This window comes from Allomuricauda sp. M10 (genome assembly GCF_020782875.1).
Lineage (GTDB): Bacteria > Bacteroidota > Bacteroidia > Flavobacteriales > Flavobacteriaceae > Flagellimonas.
On sequence record NZ_JAJGBN010000003.1, the window covers coordinates 147715 to 172748 of the forward strand.

At 43.4% G+C, this 25034-nt stretch carries 22 protein-coding genes; 3 read left to right on the forward strand and 19 right to left on the reverse strand.

The window, feature by feature from the left end:
• Positions 1–66 precede the first annotated feature (66 nt).
• The 4 genes from tsf to rplM form a co-directional block, all read right to left on the reverse strand.
• A complete protein-coding gene (gene tsf / locus LKX84_RS09650) occupies positions 67–891 on the reverse strand; it encodes a translation elongation factor Ts (protein ID WP_228236959.1) in 825 nt (274 codons plus the stop codon).
• Positions 892–974: 83 nt separating this feature from the next.
• Positions 975–2060 (reverse strand): 30S ribosomal protein S2, encoded by a 1086-nt coding sequence (gene rpsB, locus LKX84_RS09655; protein WP_228236960.1) that lies wholly within the window; start codon positions 2058–2060, stop codon positions 975–977.
• A 213-nt stretch (positions 2061–2273) separates the two neighbouring features.
• Positions 2274–2660, reverse strand: a complete 387-nt coding sequence (rpsI, locus tag LKX84_RS09660; protein WP_228236961.1) for a 30S ribosomal protein S9 — start codon at positions 2658–2660, stop codon at positions 2274–2276.
• A complete protein-coding gene (gene rplM, locus LKX84_RS09665) occupies positions 2660–3115 on the reverse strand; it encodes a 50S ribosomal protein L13 (protein ID WP_228236962.1) in 456 nt (151 codons plus the stop codon). The genes rpsI and rplM overlap by 1 nt, the downstream gene beginning before the upstream one ends.
• Positions 3116–3362: 247 nt before the next feature.
• On the opposite strand from rplM, the gene LKX84_RS09670 reads away from it, so the two are divergent.
• The gene (locus LKX84_RS09670; RefSeq protein ID WP_228236963.1) at positions 3363–6017 is read left to right on the forward strand and encodes a DUF5916 domain-containing protein; all 2655 of its coding nucleotides are present in this window, start codon (positions 3363–3365) and stop codon (positions 6015–6017) included.
• Between the two features lie 422 nt (positions 6018–6439).
• On the opposite strand, the gene LKX84_RS09675 is transcribed toward LKX84_RS09670, so the two are convergent.
• From LKX84_RS09675 to hppD, 7 genes are all read right to left on the reverse strand, one after another.
• Positions 6440–7540, reverse strand: coding sequence for a pyridoxal phosphate-dependent aminotransferase (locus tag LKX84_RS09675; RefSeq protein ID WP_228236964.1), 1101 nt, complete (start codon positions 7538–7540; stop codon positions 6440–6442).
• Between the two features lie 86 nt (positions 7541–7626).
• Positions 7627–8613, reverse strand: a complete 987-nt coding sequence (locus LKX84_RS09680) for a DUF2971 domain-containing protein (protein ID WP_228236965.1) — start codon at positions 8611–8613, stop codon at positions 7627–7629.
• A 104-nt stretch (positions 8614–8717) separates the two neighbouring features.
• Positions 8718–9176, reverse strand: a complete 459-nt coding sequence (locus tag LKX84_RS09685) for an SRPBCC domain-containing protein (RefSeq protein WP_228236966.1) — start codon at positions 9174–9176, stop codon at positions 8718–8720.
• Positions 9177–9306: 130 nt separating this feature from the next.
• Positions 9307–10176: a flavin reductase family protein gene (locus LKX84_RS09690; protein WP_228236967.1), complete on the reverse strand. Its 870-nt coding sequence runs from the start codon at positions 10174–10176 to the stop codon at positions 9307–9309.
• A 293-nt stretch (positions 10177–10469) separates the two neighbouring features.
• Positions 10470–11690 (reverse strand): fumarylacetoacetase, encoded by a 1221-nt coding sequence (fahA, locus tag LKX84_RS09695; RefSeq protein ID WP_228236968.1) that lies wholly within the window; start codon positions 11688–11690, stop codon positions 10470–10472.
• Between the two features lie 210 nt (positions 11691–11900).
• Positions 11901–13058 carry a homogentisate 1,2-dioxygenase gene (locus LKX84_RS09700; RefSeq protein WP_228236969.1) on the reverse strand — a complete coding sequence of 386 codons (1158 nt, stop codon included), beginning with the start codon at positions 13056–13058 and terminating at the stop codon, positions 11901–11903.
• A 77-nt stretch (positions 13059–13135) separates the two neighbouring features.
• The gene (hppD, locus tag LKX84_RS09705) at positions 13136–14269 is read right to left on the reverse strand and encodes a 4-hydroxyphenylpyruvate dioxygenase (RefSeq protein WP_228236970.1); all 1134 of its coding nucleotides are present in this window, start codon (positions 14267–14269) and stop codon (positions 13136–13138) included.
• 177 nt (positions 14270–14446) lie between these two features.
• Here hppD and LKX84_RS09710 point away from each other — a divergent pair, with 177 nt between their 5' ends.
• Entirely contained in the window at positions 14447–14893 is a 447-nt protein-coding gene (locus LKX84_RS09710; protein WP_228236971.1) for a MarR family winged helix-turn-helix transcriptional regulator, read from the forward strand.
• On the opposite strand, the gene LKX84_RS09715 is transcribed toward LKX84_RS09710, so the two are convergent.
• On the reverse strand, positions 14878–15627 hold the full coding sequence (locus tag LKX84_RS09715) for a sulfite exporter TauE/SafE family protein (protein WP_410548877.1): 750 nt from the start codon (positions 15625–15627) through the stop codon (positions 14878–14880). The genes LKX84_RS09710 and LKX84_RS09715 overlap by 16 nt on opposite strands.
• Before the next feature lie 358 nt (positions 15628–15985).
• Between LKX84_RS09715 and LKX84_RS09720 the strand changes: the two genes are divergently transcribed.
• Positions 15986–16549, forward strand: coding sequence for a hypothetical protein (locus LKX84_RS09720; RefSeq protein ID WP_228236973.1), 564 nt, complete (start codon positions 15986–15988; stop codon positions 16547–16549).
• Between the two features lie 44 nt (positions 16550–16593).
• Here LKX84_RS09720 and LKX84_RS09725 read toward each other — a convergent pair whose 3' ends face one another.
• The 7 genes from LKX84_RS09725 to polA form a co-directional block, all read right to left on the reverse strand.
• Positions 16594–17214 (reverse strand): SET domain-containing protein, encoded by a 621-nt coding sequence (locus LKX84_RS09725; protein ID WP_228236974.1) that lies wholly within the window; start codon positions 17212–17214, stop codon positions 16594–16596.
• Between the two features lie 139 nt (positions 17215–17353).
• Positions 17354–17794 (reverse strand): DUF1572 family protein, encoded by a 441-nt coding sequence (locus tag LKX84_RS09730; protein ID WP_228236975.1) that lies wholly within the window; start codon positions 17792–17794, stop codon positions 17354–17356.
• 12 nt (positions 17795–17806) lie between these two features.
• Complete coding sequence (locus LKX84_RS09735) at positions 17807–18088, reverse strand: thioredoxin family protein (RefSeq protein ID WP_228236976.1); 282 nt, start codon at positions 18086–18088, stop codon at positions 17807–17809.
• Positions 18088–18909, reverse strand: coding sequence for an NIPSNAP family protein (locus LKX84_RS09740; RefSeq protein ID WP_228236977.1), 822 nt, complete (start codon positions 18907–18909; stop codon positions 18088–18090). Before LKX84_RS09740 ends, LKX84_RS09735 begins: the two co-directional genes overlap by 1 nt.
• Before the next feature lie 51 nt (positions 18910–18960).
• On the reverse strand, positions 18961–20202 hold the full coding sequence (locus LKX84_RS09745) for a restriction endonuclease (RefSeq protein WP_228236978.1): 1242 nt from the start codon (positions 20200–20202) through the stop codon (positions 18961–18963).
• A 54-nt stretch (positions 20203–20256) separates the two neighbouring features.
• Positions 20257–21441 carry an MFS transporter gene (locus tag LKX84_RS09750; protein ID WP_228236979.1) on the reverse strand — a complete coding sequence of 395 codons (1185 nt, stop codon included), beginning with the start codon at positions 21439–21441 and terminating at the stop codon, positions 20257–20259.
• Between the two features lie 756 nt (positions 21442–22197).
• Entirely contained in the window at positions 22198–25032 is a 2835-nt protein-coding gene (gene polA / locus LKX84_RS09755) for a DNA polymerase I (protein ID WP_228236980.1), read from the reverse strand.
• Positions 25033–25034: the final 2 nt, after the last annotated feature.

Sequence of the window (25034 nt, forward strand, 5' to 3'; positions counted from 1 at the left end):
AGGAAAAATCCAAGCATAAAAAAGGCCCCATAAAATGGGGCCTTTTTTTATCTGTATGGTTTGGGATTATCCCAAAGCTACTCTTTTAAAACCGGTAACGGTCAAGCTGGCGTCAACAGATTTTACATACTGGGCAACACTAAGTTTGCTGTCCTTGATGAAATCTTGGTTAACCAAAGTGTTGTCTTTGAAGAAACGGTTCAATTTACCTTTGGCGATGTTGTCCAACATAGCTTCTGGCTTACCTTCTTGGCGCAATTGATCTTTGGCGATCTCAATTTCCTTATCGATGATGGATTGATCCACACCTTCTTCGTCAAGGGCAACTGGATTCATAGCGGCAGCTTGCATGGCCACATCCTTGGCAGCATCGGCAATACCTGCAACATTGGCGGACATACCTACCAAAGTAGCGATTTTGTTACCAGCGTGGATGTAAGATCCTACGAAAGGAGCGCTCAATTTCTCAAAACTTCCGATTTCGATTTTCTCACCGATAACACCGGTTTGCTCGGTCAATTTGTCGGCAACGGTCATTCCTTCAAAAGAAGCGGCTAGGAAAGCATCCTTGCTATCAAAACCTAGGGCAAGATCAGCCAAATCGTTGGCCAATTTTACAAAGCTTTCGTTTTTGGCAACGAAGTCGGTTTCGCAGTTCAATGAAATAACCACACCTTGGGTGTTGTCTGCGCTTACTTTTGCAATGGCAGCACCTTCAGAGGATTCTCTGTCAGCTCTGTTGGCGGCTACTTTCTGGCCTTTTTTACGAAGGATCTCGATCGCTTTTTCAAAATCGCCTTCAGCCTCAACCAAAGCTTTTTTACAATCCATCATTCCAGCCCCTGTGGTCTGTCTTAGTTTATTTACTTCTGCGGCGGTAATCTGTGCCATTTTTCTATGCTTTTTAAAAATTTATGTAAAGTAAAACACTATTCAAGTGTTTTGTTTTAGGACAATGTTAAATCAAGGTTGGGTTATTCAACGCCTCCCTTAACACTGTCTTGCCATTCTTGCAATTCGCCCCACTTACCAGCGGCGGCCAACTTGGCTTGTTTTGGCCAAGAAGTTGGATCCAAATGGGCCATGGTAGAACTTGCGTCGGTCAAGATTTCCTTGATTTTCTCAGGAGCGGTCTTGGCAAGGTCAGCGTAAGTAGCGATTCCTTTTCCGATCAAAGCTTCTTCAGCTTTTGGGCCGATACCTTCAATTTTGGTAAGCTCATCGGCTTTTGCCTTTTTAGGAGCTGCGGCAGGCTTGGCTTTTTTGGCTTTTTTGGCATCGGAAGCGTCATCATCATCCTCATCGATCAAAACAGCTTTTGCGTCCATGAAATCATCTTCTTCATCTTCCTTGTCACTGTTCTTGTCATTTTTACGGTCTGCCAAACCAGCAGCTACGGCCTTGGTTACTTCTTCCAAGATAGCTTCAATGGATTTGCTGGCGTCGTCGTTTGCTGGAATCACATAATCGATTGGCCTTGGGTCGGAATTGGTATCCACCATGGCGAAGATCGGAATGTTCAATTTTTGGGCCTCTTTTACGGCGATGTGCTCACGCATGGTATCCACGATGAAAAGGGCACCAGGCAAACGGGTCATGTCGGCGATTGAACCTAAGTTCTTTTCCAACTTGGCACGCAAACGGTCTACTTGTAGTCTTTCTTTTTTGGAAAGGGTGTTAAAGGTACCGTCTTTTTTCATCCTGTCGATAGAAGCCATTTTCTTTACGGCTTTACGGATGGTTACAAAGTTGGTCAACATTCCACCAGGCCATCTTTCAGTGATGTATGGCATGTTGATTTTGGAAACTTTGTCCGCAACGATGTCCTTAGCTTGTTTTTTAGTGGCTACAAAAAGGATTTTTCTTCCAGAGGCAGCAATTTTACTGAGGGCCTCGTTGGCTTCCTCAAGCTTTGCAACCGTTTTGTAGAGGTTGATCACGTGGATCCCGTTACGCTCCATGTAGATGTAAGGAGCCATGTTTGGGTTCCACTTTCTTGTTAGGTGTCCAAAGTGTACACCTGCTTCGAGTAAATCTTTTACTTCAATTTTACTTGCCATTTTTAGTACTTAGTTTACGTTCCGTTGTAGTAGCAATGCACTGGTGGTCACTTTTGGTTCGCCCAATCCATTTAGATGCTAAACTAAATTCCAAAAAGTCGAATTTTATTTCCTTTTTGGAACAACGACAACTTGGTTAAAAATTTAACCCTGAAAAATGTTTCCAGGGTTTTCAATGAACTTATTGTAATGGTGCCAAGGCACCGAAAAATATTAACGTTTGGAGAACTGGAATTTCTTACGGGCTTTCTTCTGACCGAATTTCTTTCTTTCCACCATCCTTGGGTCCCTTGTCAATAGGCCTTCTGGCTTAAGGATACCTCTGTTTTCCTCATTGATCTCGCACATTGCCCTGGACAAAGCCAAACGAACAGCTTCTGCCTGACCAGTGATACCGCCACCGTAAACGTTCACTTTTACATCGTAGTTATCTTCGGTTTCGGTCAAAGTGAAAGGCTGCTTTACTTTGTATTGTAGGGTAGCTGTGGAAAAGTAATCGTTCAAATCCCTTTTGTTCACGGTAATGTTACCGGAACCTTGAGAAACATATACTCTTGCTACAGCAGTTTTTCTTCTACCTATCTTGTGAACCACTTCCATTATTTGTAGTCGTTTAAGTTTATTGCCTTTGGTTTTTGTGCTTCTTGTCCGTGCTCGGCACCAGCGTATACCTTAAGGTTTCTGAAAATTTCTGCACCAAGTTTGTTCTTTGGCAACATTCCTTTTACAGAAGTTTCAATGATACGCTCAGGGTATTTGTTCAATACCTCCTTGGCAGCGGCCGAACGCTGACCACCAGGATACCCGGTATATCTCAAATATACTTTGTCATCCCATTTGTTGCCGGTCATGGTAATTTTCTCGGCATTGATGACAATAACATTGTCTCCACAATCAACGTGGGGAGTAAAGTTGGTCTTGTATTTTCCCCTAAGCAATTTGGCTACTTTAGACGCCAATCTACCCAAAGTCTGTCCTTCAGCATCAACCAATAACCATTGCTTGTCAACGGTAGATTTATTGGCGGAAATAGTCTTATAACTTAATGTATCCACTTCTCGAATATTATTGATTTAATAACCTATCCCGATAAACGGGCTGCAAATGTACAATTATTAGATTGAATTACAAACGGTTGGTTGGGAATATTTTTTGGCTTTTTTTCATTTTTCCGTTAAGCCTCTTTTGCGGCTTCAAATTTCGCCATTGTTTGTGTTAAATAAACCTTAAAATACATATTGACTGTAACTGTTCCCGTTTTCGGTGGTCTTTAGGGTGTCAATCAATCAAAAAACTAACCAAGTGAAACAAACACGCCTTTTTGTCGCCCTTTTTTTTATTTCTTTTTTTCTTCAGGCCCAAGATTCTACCCAGGTAGAAGTACCCAAAAAAATATACATGACCCAGTCTTTGGGAGAAGAGGCCCATCCCGTAATCGATGGTATTTTGGATGATGCCGCTTGGAACCTTGTAGAGTGGGGCGATGATTTTATTGAGCAACGCCCTGATGAAAACACACCGCCCAGCCATCAGACCAAATTTAAGATCGTATATGGCCAAAAGTCTTTATATATAGGTATACGTTGTTACGATTCGGAACCTGATAAGATTGTAAAACGCTTGTCTAGAAGGGACGGATTTGAAGGGGATTGGATCGGTGTCTTTATCGATAGTTACCATGATAAACGGACCGGTTTTGGTTTCATCGTAACCGCTGCGGGTGTAAAGGGCGATGTGTTGGAATCCAACAACGGCTCCAACGAAGATGATAGCTGGAATCCCATTTGGTATGTGGCCACGAATGTTGATGATGAAGGTTGGACCGCCGAAATGCGTATTCCCTTAAGCCAGATCAAGTTCGGTAATGAAGAAAACCAGGTTTGGGGATTGCAGGTAATGAGACGTTATTTCAGGGATGAGGAACGTTCCGTCTGGCAACGGTTACCTCGTGATGTGGCCGGCTTCATCAGTGAGTTTGGGGAGCTTCACGGATTGAAGAACATTGAACCCCAAAAGCAATTGGAAATTCAGCCTTACACCGTAGCCAAAATGGAAACCTATGAGGCAGAGGCCGGAAATCCCTTTAGGGATGGGAGCGACAACGATATCACGGGAGGGTTGGATGCCAAGATCGGTATCACCAATGACCTGACCTTGGACCTTACCGTGCACCCCGATTTCGGCCAGGTAGATGCGGATCCTTCGGCCATTGCACTGGACGGGTTTCAGATTTTCTTTCAGGAAAGACGCCCCTTCTTTGTGGAGAACAAGAACATCTTCGATTTTCGTTTATCGCAATCCGAAGCAGGGAACACCTTTGGCTCAGACAATATCTTTTATTCAAGGCGAATTGGTCGTAGTCCTCAAGGATATCCGAATACCTTTGATGGGGAATTTGTGGATCAACCGAACAATACCCCGATCATTGGGGCGGCCAAGTTCAGCGGTAAGACCAAAAACGGATGGGCCATTGGATTACTCGAAAGTGTGACGGCACAACGGCAGGCCACCATCATTAATGGGGAAGGGGATAGAAGAAAAGAAATGGTGGAACCCCTTACCAACTATTTTGTGGGCAGGCTTCAAAAGGATTTTAACGAACGCAATTCGTATATCGGCGGAATTTTCACGGCTGTTCATAGGGAAACCCTTCCGGAGAATCTCAACTTTTTACATGAAGGGGCATTTACCGGGGGATTGGATTTTAAACACCAGTGGAACAACCGCGATTGGTATGTTGGTGGCAATTTTACATTTAGCCATGTTAAGGGTAGCACGGAGGCCATTACCAATACTCAACAATCCATCACCCACCTGTTCAACCGGGTAGATGCTGATTATGTATCGGTGGATACGACCCGAACCTCACTCACCGGTTCCGGTGGAAACCTTCAGATCGGGAAAATAGGAAACGGACACTGGAAATTTGAATCTGGTGCAACTTTTAGATCCCCGGAACTGGAACTGAACGATATCGGTTTTCAACGTCAGGCAGATGATATCCGTCACTACACTTGGATCGGTTACCAGACCCTAAAACCCGATAATACCTTTAGGCAGGTAGGAATCAACTATAACCACTGGACCGCTTGGGATTTTGGTGGCAACCACAATTATATGCAGTTCAATACCAATAGCTGGCAAAACTGGAAAAACAATTGGCAAACCAACCTTGGGTTGAATTATGCAGCGGTGGATTATTCCAATTTTGCGCTCCGAGGTGGGCCAAGGTTGAGACAAACGCCATGGGTGAGTTTTTGGAATGGCATCAATACGGATAATAGGAAAAAAATAAGGTTCTCTGTTTACCATGAAGGCAGAAAGGCGGTCGATAATTCTGTAAAGTCGTATTATATCGAAAGTGGATTTGTGTATCAACCCATTAATGCTTTGCGAATCTCTGCCTTCCCGTCCTTGAGCCTTAATAATGATAAATTGCAGTTCATTGATAATTTTGACGATGTGAACGGTTCCCCAAGATATCTCAATGGAAAAATAGATCAGCGTACCTTGAGCATGTCCTTCCGTTTAAACTATACCATCAACCCTAACCTTACCATCCAATATTGGGGGCAACCGTTTATTTCAAGGGGAAGGTATAGCGAGTTTAAACATGTGTCCGATCCATTGGCCCAAACTTTTGAAGATCGTTTTGTGCAATACAATCAAGCGCAGACATCATTTGCTGATGGAACCTATTCCATTGATGAAAACTTGGACGGCATAACCGATTTCAGTTTTGGTGATCCTGACTTTTCCTTTGTGCAGTTCCGTTCCAATTTGGTTATCCGTTGGGAGTATATTCCTGGCTCTGAAATCTTTTTGGTATGGTCACAGGATGTTACCCAATCTGGTAATCCGGCAGATGGACTTTTACCAAGCTTGGGCGACAACATTTTTGGACAAAAGCCGCATAATATCTTTTTATTGAAGGCTACCTATCGGTTTGTGCTTTAATGTATTTGTTATGCTATATGGATGCTGAGTGTAGTCGAAGTATGATGCGGAATCCAAGGAGATTTTACGTCAACCTGAACTTGTTTCAGGTTCTCACACGTGATGGGATGCTGAATCTTCGATTCTAAATTGGATTCCTGTTTTCGCAGGAATGACAGTGAATGCTTTTATCAGGATGATTTTGTCATTCCTCACGGATGCTGAGCGTAGTCGAAGTATGATGCGGAGTCCAAGGAGATTTTACGTCAACCTGAACTTGTTTCAGGTTCTCACTGGTGATAGGATACTGAATCTTTCAATTAATGATGGATTCCTGCTTTTTTATCCCGTTGAAGAGCGGGGCGCAGGAATGACGGTTGCTGTTATTGATGTCATTCCTTCTGGTTGCTGAGCGGAGTCGAAGCACCATTCAGAACGATACCCTAGACGCTCATTATTTTCCGAATGGCTTTTACACACGCCTCATTGGCCTCTTGGTCACCTATGGTAATGCGCACTTTTCCCGGGGCGCCAAATTGGGAAACAGGACGAACCATTATACCTTCTTCCATCATCCGATCCGTGAATTCCATTTCGGGTAGTGGAGGGTCAATGATAAAAAAGTTGGCCTGACTTGGCCAGTATTTGATACCGATGTTATCAAATTCCCTGGCAAGATATGTTCTGCCATCCTGAACGGTTTGCACGGTTTTCTCTATAAATTCCGAATCATTCAAGGCACCGATGCCCGCTTCAATTGAGGTCAAGGGCAGCAAAAAGGGTTTTTGTATCAACCGGATATAGTTGGCAATGGTCGGGGTAGTGTAGGCATAGCCAATGCGCTGACCTGCCAAACCATAGGTTTTGGAAAAGCTGTTCAAGCCAAGTACATTGTGTCCAGCCAGAACATAGGGCAGGGCGGTCACATAATCATCTGCATCTGCAAAGTGTCGGTACACTTCATCAAAAACGATGAGAATGTTCTTGGGAACCCTTTTCAAAAAGTCGTCCAACACGGGTTTGGGTATATAAGTGCCTGTTGGGTTGTTCGGACTGGTGAGGAAAATAATCTTGGTACGCTCCGTAATGGCGTTTAAAATCCCTTCCACATCCAAATCATAGTTGGGGGAAAGCAAAGGAATATCGATAGTCTTAGCTCCGTACCATCTGGAAAAAACAGAGTAGGGCAAAAAACAGGGGTTGGAATAGATGACCTCGTCCCCTTCATTAATAAAAGCCCTCAAAAGGATATCAATGATTTCGGAACCGCTGTTGCCGCATAGGAATTGGTCGGCACTTAATTTTCCATCAAAATCTTCTACCAAAGCTTCCCGCAGGCGCATGTCGGTCTGGTCGGGGTAGATGTCGATATGCTCCAAGGCCGCTTTCATGGCCGCAACCGCTTTGGGTGATGCGCCCAAGGGGTTCTCATTGGAGGACAACTTATAGATTTTTTTATCGGAAGGGGGAATGTTCTTTCCTCCTTTATAAACGTCTTTGGGCTCCAAATGGGCTTTAAAGATGGATTCGATGTTTTTTTTCATTTTCTTATTTAAGGTTCTTCGCCATGAATGGTTAGTAGGTGGGTGGAAGCAATTACTTAAAATAATTGTTGTGTATAGTACTTTAATTACCCGTACAGATTAATTTCTAAATCTTCAATTTGGTAACCTAACTTGTAATGTGCTATATGATTTAATTTTGTCCAAAAAGGCATGAATTCCTTGTTTGAAATCCCACAATTTTTACCAAAATATATGTTAGTAATTATAATTTGTGGGTTTTTTATAAAGTAAGAAGTACCGAGGTTCAGTCTCCTGTCAAATTCTGGGTTGTCACTGTTGACAAATGGGGATTCATTATCCACCCAAAGTTTGAGTCCAAAATAATCTGTTTCTCTTGGTCTCCCCTTTTCTAACCGAAATTCCGTATGGCAAAATTTCTCATATGCTTCTGTATTATTAAAAGGAAAGTAGGTTGACAACCTAACTTCCAATTCTTTTGAAAAATCAGGCTTTTTATGAAATGCAATTAATTTTCCTAAATCGATAAAAGTTCTGGCGTTGGGATATTTTTCATGAAATATTTTTAGTTCATTTTCCATTGCTAGAAAATCTTGAGGGATTTCATAGAACACTTCTGAAAGCATAAAATTATCCCATTCATTCGGGTTATTTACAATTTCAAATTCAATCGCTACTCCTTGATAATTTTTTCCATATTCTTTCCAAAGATCCTCATTTGCCAATTCTGTGGCCTTACAAAATGATAAAGTGTATAAATATTTCTTTGAATAATCGACTCTGTTTTTGTCAATATTTAGTTTTTCTGCTGCATAAGAAAACTCCTCGGAATCTGATGAGTTGTGCAGATTATAAAGTCTTATTTCACGATAGTTTATAATGGACATCAAGTTTTGAACGGAAGTCCAATGAATGAATTTTTTTTCTCCTTTGAAATAGTACTGGCCTTCTGAAAATGCTTGATTTTTATTAGACAAACGTGCATCAAATGACATTTCACTGTACCCATTTCCGACTATCATTTCGTTGGGAATATATTTATGAAGAATTGACATGAATTCGTCACTTACTTTATCTAAATCTTCCCTGCTCATTAATTCTTAGATTTTTGTCGTATTATGTAAAACGTAGAATTTTATTTTTTTTAAATTCACATCCTCTCCCCAAATAACAAATACGCCATATCCTTTTCCATATTTTAATTCTCAGCAAGCTCCTTGAGCTTGTTTAACGCCTTTGGCCAAGTCGAGTTAAAATAATCAAGGTAGTCGTCCGCCACATCCGTTTCAACCGTTAATGTGGTCACCCCGTTTTGCTCCTGCAAAGCATAATTTTCCAGGCTACCTGCCCATTTTTCAACCTCAGGGCCTTCCGTAACTTCAGTATCACCATCCAATATTCCATAATGGCGAATGGAAACAAACTGGAAGGGAACATTGTCCGCAATTTCAGAAACCATTCCACCTCTTTTTCCATTTTCATCGGTTCCCACAAAATAGATTTTTGAGCCCTTTTCCCAGCTTCCTTCATATGTGGAGGTAGGGTTGAACTCGGCGGTCCATTGCTCGTAGGTCTTAATGGTATCCAAGCCCAACATCGTATTATATACTTTATCGGCAGATGCATTAATCTCTTTTTTGTATTGTATTTTTTTCATGATGTGTGGATGGTTTTAAAATATTGGTTTCTAGCTGTGACAGTTTCAAGGTACGCCACCTTTATTGAAACGCAAAAACAATGATTAAATCCCTTCGCTTGATTACATTGACATTCAAATCTTAGGGTCGTTATATATTTTCTCCAAACAACAAATACGCCATCGCCTTTTCCGTATCCCCGGCCTCTAAAAGCTGTTGGGCCAAGGTGTGGAGTTCCCTTTTGGACAGATTTTCCACTCCATCCGCTTTTACCATCTTTTCAACTTCGGATGTGATCGGCAGGCTTTCCACATTGCCTAAACGTCCCAGATTGTTTCCGGTAAGCACTTCGCTTTCCCGAATGCCTTTTGGCAAGGCATCCACCCCAATGCCATGGGTACGGAGCGGTTTCGGGATTTCAAACAACGAATCCTTGATGGCCCGGATGTACCAATTGCCTCCCATACGGCCAACAAGATCTAATTTTTCGGTGTCCAGAATGCCATCGGTAAAATAGGCATCGTCCACATGGATAAGTTCCACTTTGGCGATGATCAGGTTTCCTGCTCCGGGTGTTTGGGCCAATTCGATGACCTCTTGTACGGTACACTCAAATGAAACGGGGGATTCCGCCACGCGGGGTGGCCGCACCTTCTCACTGGGGACTTCGGTAAATCCAGCCTTTTGAAATTCGTTCACCCCTTTGGCATAGGCCGTACTGGAAAGCGACATCTGTTCCGCCATGTTGTGGTTCACAATATTGATGACCACTTCGGGGACTTCCAATACGTTTTCATGGGTGTGTTTCAAGGAATTGTCCCTACCGCTTCGCGAAGGCGAAAAGATCATGATGGGCGGATTGGAACTGAACACATTGAAAAAACTGAACGGGCTCAGATTCACGTTCCCATCTTTGTCAACGGTACTGGCAAAGCAGATGGGCCTTGGGGCCACTGCCGTGAGCAAAATGCTGTGTAGTTCGGGTTGGCTTACTTGGGTTGGGTCTACGGTTTTGATCATGAGTACTGTTATGTCATTCCCGTGAAAACGGGAATCTTAATTTTAAGTTTCTTGTCATATCGAGCGCAGTCTAAGTCGTAATTCAACAAGGTGGCTGAGCGGAGTCGAAGCCACTTTTTGATGATTGGTAGCTTCGACTACGCTCAGCTACCAAAACTCTGCTCAGCCACCAGAACTCCTCTCAGCTACCCAATTTCTGGATCCTGTAGCTTCGACTACACTCAGCTACCAGGACTCCGCTCGGCTACCCTATTTCTGGATCCTGTAGCTTCGACTCCGCTCAGCTACCCCATTTATTTCGCAGGAAGCACTTTCGTGGAAACTTCCCCGAATCCGACCCTAATATCGCCATTTTGGGCGAAACCTCGCAGGGTTACCGTGTCCCCATCGTTGATGAATTTTCGTTCCGAACCATCCTTCATTTTTACGGGTTTGGTACCCATCCAAGCTAGCTCCAACATGGAGCCGAAGGAATCGTCTTCTTTGCCTGAAATGGTTCCCGAAGCCATCATATCCCCCACAGAAATATTACAACCATTCACGGTATGGTGCGCCAACTGTTGGGACATGTTCCAGTACATATACTTGAAATTGCTATGGCAAACCGTAGTTTCTTCGCTCCCTTGTGGAGTAATGCCCACTTCCAAGTTAATGTTGTAATTTTTGTCACCTTCATAAGTCAAATACGGCAATACTTTGGGTTCTTGTGTTGGACCTGCCACCTTAAAAGGTTTCAAGGCCTCCAAGGTCACCACCCAAGGCGATATGGAAGAGGCAAAGTTCTTGGCCAAGAAGGGACCAAGAGGCACATATTCCCATTTTTGAATGTCGCGTGCGGACCAATCGTTGAACAAGACCAGTCCAAAGATGCAATCCTCGGCTTCTGCGGTGGAGATAGAATCGCCCAATTGGGTATCCTTTCCGCAGATAAAGCCCATTTCCAATTCAAAATCCAAACGTTGCGTGGGTCCGAAAACCGGAGCGTCCGCATTGTTAGGCAAGGTCTGGCCTTTAGGTCGATGGATAGGTTGTCCACTCACAATAATGGAACTGGCCCTACCATGGTAGCCCACGGGAATATGTTTCCAGTTAGGCAAAAGGGCATTTTCAGGGTCACGGAACATTTTTCCCACATTGGTGGCATGTTCTATACTAGAATAAAAATCGGTATAGTCGCCAATAGAAACCGGCATATGCATGCGGGCTTCGGACTGCCTTACGAAAAGTTCGGGCTTCCCCGCCAAGGGGGAGTGGTCGTCCTTCAACCAAAATTGTATTTTTTTCCGTACCCGATTGGTGATTTCCTTCCCGAGGGAAATAAAATCATTGAGGGTGTCCTTTTCCAAAACGGCCGTGTTGAACTCGAACACATCGAGTTCCGCCACGGCGGCCAAATCTAGGATATATTCCCCAACGGCCACACCTACACGTGGACTCCTGTCTTCGGTGGAAAAAATCCCGAAGGGAATATTATGGATGGAAAAGTCTGAGTTTTCAGGGATGTTTATGATCATGAATACGTTTTTATGTCAGCTCGAGCGCAGTCGAGAGCAATAACAATCCTTCATTTCTCGACTGCGCTCGAAAAGACAGAAGGCAGGAATCTATTAATTTGTCATTTCGAAATGAGCAAAGCGATTGAGAAATCTAAGATTGAGATTTCTCACTTTGATTTCGACTACGCTCAATCTGACAGTTCGAAATGACATTCAATTCAGTCAAAATTACTCCAACCAAGATTTGTAATACTTGCCATCATCAATTTTCAGGGCATTTTCAGTGACCATCAACGGTTTAAAAGTGTCTATCATCACCGCCAATTCCTCTGTGCCTTTTTTGCCAATGCTAGCCTCATAGGTGCCCGGATGGGGTCCATGTGGTATACCTGCCGGGTGCAACGAAATGTACCCGGGGCCAATCCCGGTGCGGCTCATAAAATCCCCATCCACATAATACAGCACCTCATCCGAGTCTATATTGGAATGGTTATAGGGAGCTGGAATCGCTTTCGGGTGGTAGTCGTATAACCTTGGGCAGAATGAACATACCACAAAGGCACTCGTTTCAAATGTTTGGTGTACCGGTGGCGGTTGATGCACACGGCCCGTGATGGGTTCAAAATTGTGGATGGAAAATCCGTAGGGGAAATTATACCCGTCCCAACCGACCACATCAAAAGGATGGCTGGCATACACCAATTGGTGCAACATGCCCTGTTTTTTGATCTTCATCAAAAATTCGCCTTTTTCATCAAAGGTTTGAAGGTCCTGCGGAAGTTTATAGTCCCGTTCACAATAAGGGGAATGCTCCAACAATTGCCCGAACCAATTTCTGTATCGTTTTGGGGTATAAATGGGATGAAACGATTCCGCATACAGGATGCGGTTGTCCTCCGTATCAAATTCGATTTGGTAGATTATCCCGCGGGGAATGATGAGATAATCCCCATATTCAAACGGAATGTTGCCCAAAAAGGTCTTCAAGGTTCCCGATCCCTTGTGAATGAAAAGCATCTCATCGGCATCGGCATTCTTGTAAAAATAATCCGTGATGGATTTTTTTGGTGCTGCCAGACCAATGTGCACATCGTTGTTCACCAAAAGGGGCTCACGGGCATCCAAAAAATCATCTTTCGGCTGTACATCGAACCCGATAAGTTTTCTGCTGGTGATATTCTTTTCCACGGCAATTTTGGGCGACATATCAATGGCCTTTCCAATTTCTTTCACCTGAGTTGGGCGATGGACGTGATAGGATAGGGACGACATGCCATCGAAACCGATAGTGCCAAAAAGTTGCTCGTAATACAAGCCTCCGTTCGGTTTTTCGAACTGGGTATGCCGTTTCTGCGGAATTTTCCCGAGTTTGTGATATATAGGCATTGGATGAGTGTTTAGTTAAAAGTGCTAAATGTTGAGCTGTTCTAATCCAAAACTTAACATTTAACACTAACAATTGATCAGTGTAAAGTGCCTCTAAGTTCCTGTTCACGTTCAATGGCTTCGAACAGTGCCTTAAAGTTACCTTTTCCAAACGATTGTGCGCCTTTTCTTTGGATGATTTCGAAGAACATGGTAGGTCTCGGTTCCACGGGTTTGGTAAAAATTTGAAGAAGGTAGCCCTCGTCATCACGGTCAACCAAGATGCCCAACTCTTTCAATGGAGCGATATCCTCATCGATTTCTCCCACACGGTCGGTCACGGCATCGTAATAGGTGGCGGGAACTTGAAGGAATTCGATTCCGCGACTTTTCAAGTCACGAACGGTTTTGATGATATTATCGGTGGCTACGGCAATGTGTTGCACGCCTTCACCTTCATAAAAATCGAGGTATTCCTCCACTTGTGATTTTTTCTTTCCTTCGGCAGGTTCGTTGATCGGGAATTTGATTCTACCGTTCCCGTTGCTCATCACCTTGCTCATCAGTGCGGTGTATTCTGTGGAAATGTCCTTGTCATCGAAGGATAGGATATTGCGGAACCCAAGCACATCTTCATAGAAGCCCACCCATTGGTCCATTTGGTTCCAGCCAACATTTCCCACCATATGGTCCACATATAGCAAACCAGTGGAAGTTGGGTTGAAATCCGGGGTTTCCCATTTTTTGAAACCGGGTAAAAACGTGCCCTTATAATCCTTTCGTTCCACAAAAATGTGAACCGTTTCACCATAGGTATAAATGCCTGAGCGTACCACTTTTCCGGTCTCATCCTCTTCAACCTTGGGCTCCATGTACGATTTGGCACCACGCTCCATGGCGGCATTGTAGGCATAGGTGGCATCGTCAACCCAAAGGGCCACCACCTTCACACCATCACCATGTTTGTCTATATGCTTTCCTATTTCCGTGCCGCTTTTAAGGGGAGAAGTAAGCACTAAACGGATTTTGTCTTGCACCACCACGTAACTTTCACGGTCTTTGAGCCCGGTCTGCAATCCGGCATAGGCCAAAGATTGGAATCCAAAAGCGGTCTTGTAAAAGTGGGCCGCTTGTTTGGAGTTGCCTACATACAGTTCAATATAATCGGTACCATTAATGGGCATAAAGTCCTTTGCGGTATCTGCGGTTTTGTTTAGGGTGGATGTTTGCATGATGCGTTATGTTTTGTTGTTCAGTCAATAATGTTGTTGATGCAACAAAAATAATTATTTTCGGACACGAAAACGGTTTCGTAGATTAAATTTTAGGTTAAAATTGATGGGAAGCATGGGAGTTGGATAAAGTCCATCAAAAACTGAATTGCTATTTTTGTGGCAATTGTTGAAAAAATGCTCAATCGAATCGATGAAATACAGGGAATGGGTCTGCATTTGGACCTCGTGCTCCGAAAAATTCAAAAGGCCTATCTGCTTGCGTTTGATAAGCTCGGAGTGGACGTCACCATTGAGCAATGGGTGATTTTGTATCAAATCCACCAATTGGGCAAAAAGGCCAGCCAAAGCAATATTGTGAAGAGCAATTTCAGGAACAGGGCCACCACTTCACGGGTCATTGGCGGCTTGGAACGCAAGGGTTGGATCACCAAAACCCGATTTGAAGGAGACCAAAAGCGTTTTAAATTGGCTTTGACACCAGATGGTCAGCACCTATTGGATTTAACTCTTCCATCGGCCATACAGCTGCGTAAATTGGCCGTGAAAAACATTGATCCATCCGAATTTGAAATCTTTTTAAAGGTATTGGACCAAATGGGGGACAATTATGAGGAAAGTTGACCCCAGTGATCAAAGGCCAATTTGGCAATGGTGGCCAATCCGATGAGCAGGATGAACAACAAGCTCAAGTTCCTGAATTTTTCTTGGGGGATGTGGAACAAAATCCTTTTTCCTAAATACGTTCCCACCAAGCCGATGACCAGTAAAAAGGGAAGGTAGGTCAGTTCCTGTTTTCCGATATAGCCATTCTCATAGTACACAAAGGTTCGTGAGAAATCGATTAAAAAGTCGATAAAGGCCGAAGTGGCAATAAAGGCATTCTTTTCCAGATTGAAAGCGGCCATGGTCAGACCGCGAATGGCGCCACCGGTGCCCAAAAGCCCTGCTGAAAAGCCGGATAACGTGCCACCGATCATCGCATTCCTTTTGTTGGGAAGCACAATGATTTCACTTTTGATTAGAAACAGAAGGCTGAAGGCTACCAAGAATACTCCCAAAACAATCTCCAGGGCCCCACTGTTCACCCATTTGGACATGAATCCGCCCAAAACCACAAAAACCACGGAAGGCAGCCCAATGTACAGCAACAACTTTTTGTCCAACCCCTTTTTAAAAAGCCATATTTTACTCAGGTTGCTGGAAAGGTGAAAGATGGCCGTCATGCCTAGGACGGAATAAAAATCAAAGTAAAAATTACCGATGGGCACAAAGAAAACTGAAGAACCAAATCCGCCAACGGTTCCCACTATCTCGGCTACCAGTGCCAACAACAAAAAGATATAGTTGATTTTCATAATTGATTCGTCAAACGGGTCTTTGGCTTTGAAATTCGTCATTTCGAGTGAATTTTTGAAAAAAATTGTATCGAGAATCAGAATTCCATGCAACATGTGCTTGTTCTCGATACTTTTTTCCCTTGGAAAAAACTCGAACTGACATGTTCTTACCCTAAGAAAAGACCAAAAGAGTTATTACACGTACTAAAAGTAATGTTGGAGGATAGTCTTATCTATGTTTTATGTCATTTTAACCAAAAAAAATCTTAAAAAGGCTCATTGAAGTTAATGGAGCATAGAAAGTGGTCAATCTATTGGAAGTTGGGGTGGGAAAACCGCCGCAACTTTGTCCTTGTATACGTTAAACTATACAGCTATGAAAAAAATGAGCTTTTATCCAACGTTATGGTCAACAGCGCCTTACACTCCAAATGTAATGGCGGATTGGTACGCCTCCCCAGAGCAGGGGGCGGAGTTGATCTTGAAAAATGAGGCCGCCGAGGCTCTCAAAGTTTCTGAAATGTCCCTTAACATTATCAAGTTTTCCGCATTGGACGAACTAGGTAATGAGCACTTTATAATAGATTTCCCTGGTCAGAATCCTGTTTCTATAAAAGGTATTCCCTCAGGTAGCTTTTTACGCTCCAATAGTGTATTGACCCTTCCCGAAGGGAAATACACTACCCTGCGATTTTATTTGGCAGGTTGGGGCAACCAGTTCATTTATCAGGATGGGGTGGAGGAATCCGCCAACCAATTTGAGCGCTTGGACTTTACCGTGGAAAACGGTTTCCAGGTGAACGGTGAAGCATCCCTTGAAGTTAAACTGTGGTTCGACTTTGCTCCGTTTCAGTGGAAGCGACACTTGAAACCACTAACGGATTTGTTTATGAGGAGCAAAAGTCCTACACCACGTTTGGCCAACAGTTTTGGAAATTAATTCTGTGAAAAAGAAAAGGAAAAGGCACCCATCGGGTGCCTTTTTTATTTATTGGTATAATATTCTATATCTTTTGTGTGGTTGGCATTATAAAAATTGGTCAATATGGAATCCATTTCCTCTTTACCGGAAGTAATGCCCTCAATTTTCTCCCAAAGTCCTGGATTTAAGATGGGGCGCAGCGGTTGTTGTTGTTTGGTAATGGTTCCGAAAACTTTCTTGATCTTGTTGTCCCACACCTTGTAATATTTCAACAAATCGTCAGGGTAGACCACCTTTCGTCGCGTGCCTTCGTCCACTGCCCTGAACGGAATGGGAATGTTCAGGTAGCCATAATCGTCCGTGAGTTGCTCCCCGGGCTGAATGTCACGGATGGCAATCTCAAAATCATATGCAGTGGTGAGGCAATTGGAGTTGAAACTGTGGTTCACATACCGGCCGTTGTCCCAACAGAGAATGTAATTGCCCTTGTTGTTGCGAAAGGTGTAGGTGTCCAAAATGTTTTGGTAGATCGGGGCCATTTGTTGAAGCTCCAACGGAGTAAACTCGCGGTCCAATTCGTCGAGTACCCAGGTAATGGTTCCTGCGGGAATGAACTTGGTGGCCACTACGCCATACCCAATTTCGTTGCTGATAAAGCGTAATTCTGTATCTGGATGAATCATTTTATACGTAATGAATTTTCGAATGAAGGTATAAAATTGTTCGATCCGTTGATGGAAATTTTAGGGGTGCATCAATATTTTGTGGAAGCGCTGTAAAAACTTGTAAGACAATGTGTTAATTGGGATGAAAACTTGAATTTTAGTCCAATAATCTCCTGTGATAATTGATCTGCCCAAGGTGATAATTCAAGTGCGTGGCCAACAGGATCAACGTGTGCTCCATTCCGGTTGGTTTGTCCCATATAACAATGGGAAAATCACCCGACAATTGTTCCTTGGTTACGTTGCTCAGACCTTTTTCAACCACAATGATCGTTTCATCAATTTGACTCAGTAATGTTGATAGGGGAATGTTAGTTGAGGAGAATTCCAGATCGCGTTGACGAACATAGGATGTTTTGGCCAGTCCGGCTCCTATATAGGTATTGAGGTTGCCGATGAGGTGCAGACATAAATTCCCGGCCGAATTTGCAATGGATTTTTCAACCAGCCAGATATGTGCTTCGGATTGATATTGCTGCAATTCGCTTTTCAGTTTTTCAAGGTCCCTTTTAAAGAGCCATTTTAAGGTGTCGATCATGTTGTTCTTTATTTATTCCCCACTTAGTCGTTTTAATTTCTCCAACACTTCATACACCGAAAAACTTCTAGCGAATCGATACATTTCCTTGTCATCGGCTTTCAGGATGACCACTGGCAAAGTGAAAACCATCGACTGTCCTGTAAATTCGATTTCCTCTTCCACATCCACTACGCGAATGTCCACGTTTGGAAAGTTTTCTTGGACGGCGTCCAATAGTTTTGGTTTCAAAACTTTGCACACCCCGCAGGTTTTGCCGGTAAAATAAAGAAGTTCAATTTTGGGTGTTTCCATCAATAATCCGAATACTCCGTGGGGTACAAAAACCAAATATCGGCATGGGAAACGTTGTTCTCATACTTGGTCATGGCAGTCAGGGCCTTCCACTCTGGGGAATCCACAAAGGCCTCCCAATTTTTATCCCTTTTTGCCATATCAGCGTGAGTGGTCATGTACATCAAATTGGGCATCCTGGATCCTGAAATCACTTCGCCATAAAACACGGCATTGAAATCCAATCGGTCAAAAAGGGTGACCTCTCCACCCGCATTGAACATATCCACTTTGTTCGAATATAATTTTTCGGTAGGGGATTCGTAACTACGCAATTCGTAAATGCGCTCCGCCCTAGGGCCATCCAACTTGGGCGTCTCCATTATGGGCATATCGGTAAAGGCCTGCAACAGGATGGATTCGATATGGTCATAAGGTGGGTTGTCATATGGTGCATCGATATAGGCACTGCCTGCTTGGGCATATTCGGCATCCGCGTTGAGTTGGTTCTCCAATGCCAGGAATTGTTCCATGGACTGGAATGGCGTAAGCACATAGGTTTTTGGCACCGTGTCCTTCTCGTTCGTGATGAATTTAAACACCCCAATATTTTGGATGCCCTGTTTTTTTACGGCGGGCATATAGGCATGTTGAAGATAGTCGTCCGTAGTGGCTATCTGGCTTTCAGAACTAAAAGAATAGATTTTAAGCTGATAAAATTCCCGGGTTTGGGCGACGGTTTCTGTCGATTCCGGAGTTTCGGCAACTTCAGGTTGGGGATTGCCACAGTTGGTCAAAACCAAGGTGGCAAGGAGCAAGGAAAGGAATGGTACTGTTTTCATTTTAGGTGCAGTTTGGTTCTTAGAAAAATTAAATCGTTTTGAAAATTGAATTTATTTACCATGATATCCATTATCTGTTTTTACAACCTTTCCAATATTAATTAACCAAAGCAATCTGAAATTAACTTGGGCAAGGGTACTCCATTGAACATCAAAATTTTCATTAACATATTCAAGTACTTCTTGATCTGTTTTAGGTTCAGAACTGTTTAAAAGAAATTGATAAACTTCTTCAAATGCTAAAATATTCAAGGAAATTGTTTTAAATAGAAATTCCAAATTTTTGTCGACTCTATATTGAGTGCCAGCTTCTGTCAAAAAACAAGTTCCATTTTCAAAATCAATTAATCCCATATTTTTGGGAACATTTAAATACCCATAGGCTGTTTTTCTAGAGGAGACATTTTCAAAAGTGTTCACGAACCAATCAACTAAATCTTCCTTGGTACTTTTCCTTTCAATTATTCTATCTAAAAGAAGGTTTAAAGTTTCTACATAAGAATTTATGCCTCCTGGCAAGGGCCAAATTGAACGACTTTTATTTTCTCCACTTCTAAGTGTTGAATCACTCAATTCAACATCAAATAGCTCTGAATCAATTGAGTATACCTTTACTATATCTTCTTTTACCCCAACTTTATATTGGAACAAAAGATCAATCAATTTTTGACCATTTACTAAGGCAACAGGCATTTTGTTAATAGCTTTTGCTTCGTTTTGAGCATCTTTGGTGAAGTCTGAAGTGGTGATGATCAATCCACGTTGGTCGACTTCAGCACTTCCTCTTAATTGGGTAATATATTTACCAGATAAATTGTTGCCTGTTTTGTATCGCTTTACCTGTATCACGGTTTTTACATTGGTCAAACCTCCAACTGTTAAATTCCCGATAACATCAATTCCTTTATCTCCGCTACGTTTTGTTACTTCTACATTTTCATAACCAATTTTTCTGAGTAATTCGGCAACCAAGAATTCAAATTGAAAAGGATCCATTGATTGAATTTTTTCGATCAACTTGTCTTTTACAAGGTTGTTTTGATTTTGGATTGCTAAAAGGGGTGATTTAGCAGACTCGGTTTGTTTTTTAAGAGCAAAAAGCCCTTTGCCAACTTTTTTGAATTTACCGGAATCTGTATATAGTTGAGCAGCCATTGTGGCTTCGGGAGTAGCTCCAGATGTTTCTATCAATTCTTCAGCCAAGGCTATTTGAGTTATCTCTTTCGCAGAAAGAGGTTCATCTGCATCTCTAAGAATTTTAATTGCAGCTTCCTTGAATGAAAGTTTTTTCATTTTAATCACGGTATTATTCAATTTAGCCTTAATCAGGCTCCAAATCGCGGTACATTAAAGATACCACTTTGTTGGCTTTTTTTTCGATAAAACCATCAAACCCAAAATGGGTCCCAGGGCCAAAAGCATATAAACGGAATTGGATGCAGTCACTCCCTTTATTCCAGTAAGTAATTGGATGCTGACTATGGTGATGGCAAAACCGATACAATTTACAATGGTGAGTGCGGTTCCTTTTATTTCGGGTTGGGCATTTTGGGCCACCAACGTGGAAAACAAGGGGGAGTCGGCGATGACCACCATGCCCCAAAAGAGCAGGAATGCCACAAAAAGAATTGCTTCGCCTTGGGCAAAAACCATGGGAGAAACTAAACAACAGCCACAAGAAAGCATCAATGCCAAAAAGGCGACCCGTTTGGTGCCCAACGCTTGGGCCAAATATCCTCCCAAAACGCAGGCCAAACCTCCTGTTGCAATGATGAGGAAGGATAGCAAGGGTATGTTGAAGGCAACATCGGGATGGATGATACTGTACGTTTTTAGCATTACAGGAACAAAGGCCCAAAAGGCGTACAGTTCCCACATGTGGCCGAAGTATCCGAAAGCCGCGGAACGGAAATTAGGATTTTTGAACACTTGTAGAAAAGCGGATAAATAGATTTTTTGACCTGGTTTTCGGTACGGGCCATCGGGGACCAGACCTACCATTAAAACACCGCCCAATACGGCTAAGGAGGAAGTGCCGATCAATACATATTTCCAAGGAAATGCCGTAGTCATGTCCCTTAACAAATGGGGAAAAGCAGTGCCCACCACCAAGGCGCCGACCAAATAGCCCAACGATTTACCAAGACCTCTTTCAAAGTAATCGGCTGCAATTTTCATCCCTACGGGATAGATCCCGGCAAGGAAAAAACCCGTAAAAAATCGAAAGGTCAGAATGCTGCCCAAGCTATTGCCTTCCCAAATGGTGCCCAAATTGAAAATGGCGCCCAATAAGGCGCAGCATAAAAACACTTTGGAAGGGGAGAACCTATCTGCAATGGACAGCACAGCAAAAATCAAAGTGCCCAAAATAAAACCAAATTGTACCGCAGAGGTTAAATGGCCCAAAGCGCTTTCGGCCAAACCAAAATTCACGATGAGGTCATGCATGACCCCATTCCCTGCAAACCAAAGCGAGGTGCAGCAAAACTGTGATACCACGATGATGGGAAGTATGGTTTTGGAGGGTTTCATTCATTAGTTTCCCAATTCTGATTAAAGTTCAGGGAATAAAATAAAGATAATACATGATTTTAGATTGGTTAGGCCGATTTTATAGAGACTGCTTAATTGAATGTTTGATTGTATTTTTTATACAAGTTGTTCACCTTAGGTTGAATTACCCAGATTCCAATAAAATAAAACCACAAAAGAAAAAATTCACCTATAAAATCCCCAAACCCTACTTTTCTTTTTAATTCCACTGTTTTTATGGTTTTTGCTGCAAAATAGATAGTGTGAAAAATGCAAAACATGGAAAAAAGGTGCAGTGGTACAATAACTGCGACAATCGTTCCCAAATTTTTAAAGAATACATTCCCATTGCCAGTGAAAATTCCTGACATGGAGTTGATGATAAATAAAATGTAAACCAAAGGGATAAAGAAGAATATCTTGAACCGAACCGTTTTCATTTTTATCTCGGCTGGCAACCATTTCTGTAATCCAATGCCCAATGCCCATAACCAACCAAATAATAGCAATGAAAACAACAGCAATATAAACGGATACCAGTCAAACTGAATGAATTTTTCTTCCAAGACTTGTGTAAATCCTTCATTGCTTTCCACAACAACTGGAGTTGATTCAATTATCCAGATTTTTGCATACATATAAATCTGGGAAAGCAATGGAATCCCAATCATGGGCATGAATAACTGCCAGTGTTTTGCTCTGAGGAAGATGTTGGTCATGTGGTAATTTTAATTGAGATTTTTGTTTAGGTTAAAATCAATGCGCCTCCAACCAATTCTCGCCCACACCCACTTCCACTTCCAAGGGCACCGCTAGGGTATAGGCATGTTCCATTTCGGTCTTGATGAGTTTTTTCATGTCCTCCAGTTCGGGTTTATAGCAATCGAACACCAATTCATCGTGTACCTGCAACAACATCTTGGTCTTGTATTTTCCTTCGGAAAGTTTATTGTGGATGTTGATCATCGCAATCTTGATGATGTCCGCCGCACTTCCCTGAATGGGGGCGTTCACCGCGTTGCGTTCCGCCGCCCCGCGAACCACTTGGTTGCCCGCGTTGATGTCCTTTAAATACCTTCTTCGGCCCAAAACGGTTTGCACATAACCGTGATCGCGGGCAAAATCTATCTGCTCACTGATGTAGTTGCGCAACTTCGGATAGGTTTTGTAATAGGTGTCGATAAGGTCCTTGGCCTCGGTGCGACTCAGATCCGTTTGGTTGCTCAACCCAAAGGCTGACACCCCGTAAATGATCCCGAAGTTCACCGTTTTGGCATTGCTACGCTGTTCGCGGGTCACTTGGTCAATCGGCACATTGAACACTTTGGATGCGGTTGACGCGTGAATGTCCTCCCCATTTTTAAAGGCGGAGATCATGGTGTCCTCTTCGCTCAAAGCCGCAATGATGCGCAATTCTATTTGGGAGTAATCCGCAGAAAGCAACAGGTAGTTTTCATCCCGTGGAATAAAAGCCTTGCGCACCTGTCTTCCCCGCTCCGTACGGATGGGAATATTTTGCAAGTTGGGGTTGTTACTGCTCAAACGGCCTGTGGCGGCCACCGTTTGCATATAGTCCGTGTGCACCCTGCCGCTGTGTTTTTGCACCTCGTTCGGAAGCGCATCCACATAAGTACTCTTCAATTTGCTGAGGCCACGGTAGTCCAACACATTTTGAATGATCTCGTGTTCCTTGGCCATATAGGAAAGCACATCCTCCGCGGTGGAATATTGGCCCGTTTTCGTCTTTTTGGGCTTGTCCACCAACTTTAATTTTTCAAAAAGGATATCGCCCAACTGTTTTGGGGAAGCTATATTGAATTCCTCACCCGCCTGTTCGTAAATTTTCTTCTCCAAGTTCTGAATGTCGGTATCCAACTGTTTGGACAGGTCTTTCAGATAGGCTTCGTCCAGATTGATGCCTTCCCGTTCCATGTCTGCCAACACTCGGAGCAAAGGCACTTCAATATCCGTGAACAATGTATCGGTTTCGGTTTCTTTCAATTCAGGGCCAAAATGTTGCGCCAACTGAAAAGTAACATCGGCATCTTCTACCGCATATTCGGTCTGTTTGTCCAACGGCACCTGGCGCATGTTCAATTGGTTCTTGCCCTTTTTACCGATGAGTTCTGTGATGGAGATCGGAGTGTAGTTGAGATAGGTTTCCGAAAGCACATCCATGTTGTGGCGCATGTCGGGGTTGATGAGGTAATGGGCCAACATGGTATCGAAGAGTTTCCCCTTCACTTCCACGCCATAGTTCTGCATCACTTTGATGTCGTATTTCAGGTTCTGGCCAATTTTCTCGATGGTTTCCGATTCAAAGAAAGGACGCAACTTTTCAATCAAGGGCATGGCATCGTTTTTCCCTTCGGGAAAGGGTACGTAAAATCCTTTGCCCGCTGCCCAACTGAAGGCAATGCCCACCAGTTCTGCTTCCAACGGATTGATGGAAGTGGTTTCCGTATCAAAACAAACAGAAGATTGTTTCATCAGGTTTTGCAAAAAGAGTTCCATGGCCATTCCGCCTTGCACGGATTGATAGAAGTGGGGAACATCGGCAATGGTCTTTCGGCTGTTCACATCCTTGATGGTGGCCGCGGCCTCGGCCGGATCGCCTCCGAAAAGGGTAAACTGCCCGCTCCCGGCTACCTTGGCTTCTTGTTTGGCCGTTTCGGTACTGGTTACCGGGGCTCCGGGTTCTGCTTCACCAGAAAACAATTTGAGGAACTGTTCCTTCAAGCGTCGGAATTCGAGTTCTTCAAAGATTTTTTGCACTTCTTCGGCATCGGGCGGACACATTTCGTAGTCCTCGGCATGGAATTGCACATCACAGTCGATTTTGATCTCGGCCAATTTTCGGGACAACCTGCCCAACTCGGCATTTTCCTCTATTTTTTCCTTCATTTTTCCCGAAAGCTTGTCGGTATTGCTCAACAGCCCTTCCAGGGAACCAAAATCCTCCAGGAATTTTTTGGCGGTCTTGTCGCCCACACCGGGCAGCCCGGGAATATTATCACTGGCATCACCCATCATTCCCAAGTAATCGATAACCTGTTCCGGACGTTGCACGCCAAAGCGTTTTTGCACTTCGGGGATGCCCCAAATTTCGATACCGTTGCCCATTCGTGCGGGACGGTACATGAAGATGTTTTCACTCACCAACTGACCAAAATCCTTGTCGGGCGTTACCATGAATACTTTGTATCCCTCTTTTTCGGCCTGTTTGGCCAAGGTGCCGATGAGGTCGTCCGCTTCATACCCAGGCAGTTCCACCACGGGAATCTTCATGGCCTTTAAAATTTGTTGGATATAGGGCACAGCAATCCGGATGGCGTCCGGGGTTTCATCCCGATTGGCCTTATAGTCCTCAAACAATTCGGTGCGTTCCACACTGCCTCCTTTGTCGAAGGCCACGGCCAAATGGTCGGGTTGTTCGCGCTTGATCACATCCAAAAGGGAATTCATGAACCCCATGATGGCGGAAGTGTCCATTCCCTTGGAATTAATCCTCGGGTTTTTGATCAGGGCGTAATATCCACGAAAAATTAAAGCGTAGGCATCGAGTAAAAAGAGTCGTTTTTGTTCGGACATGT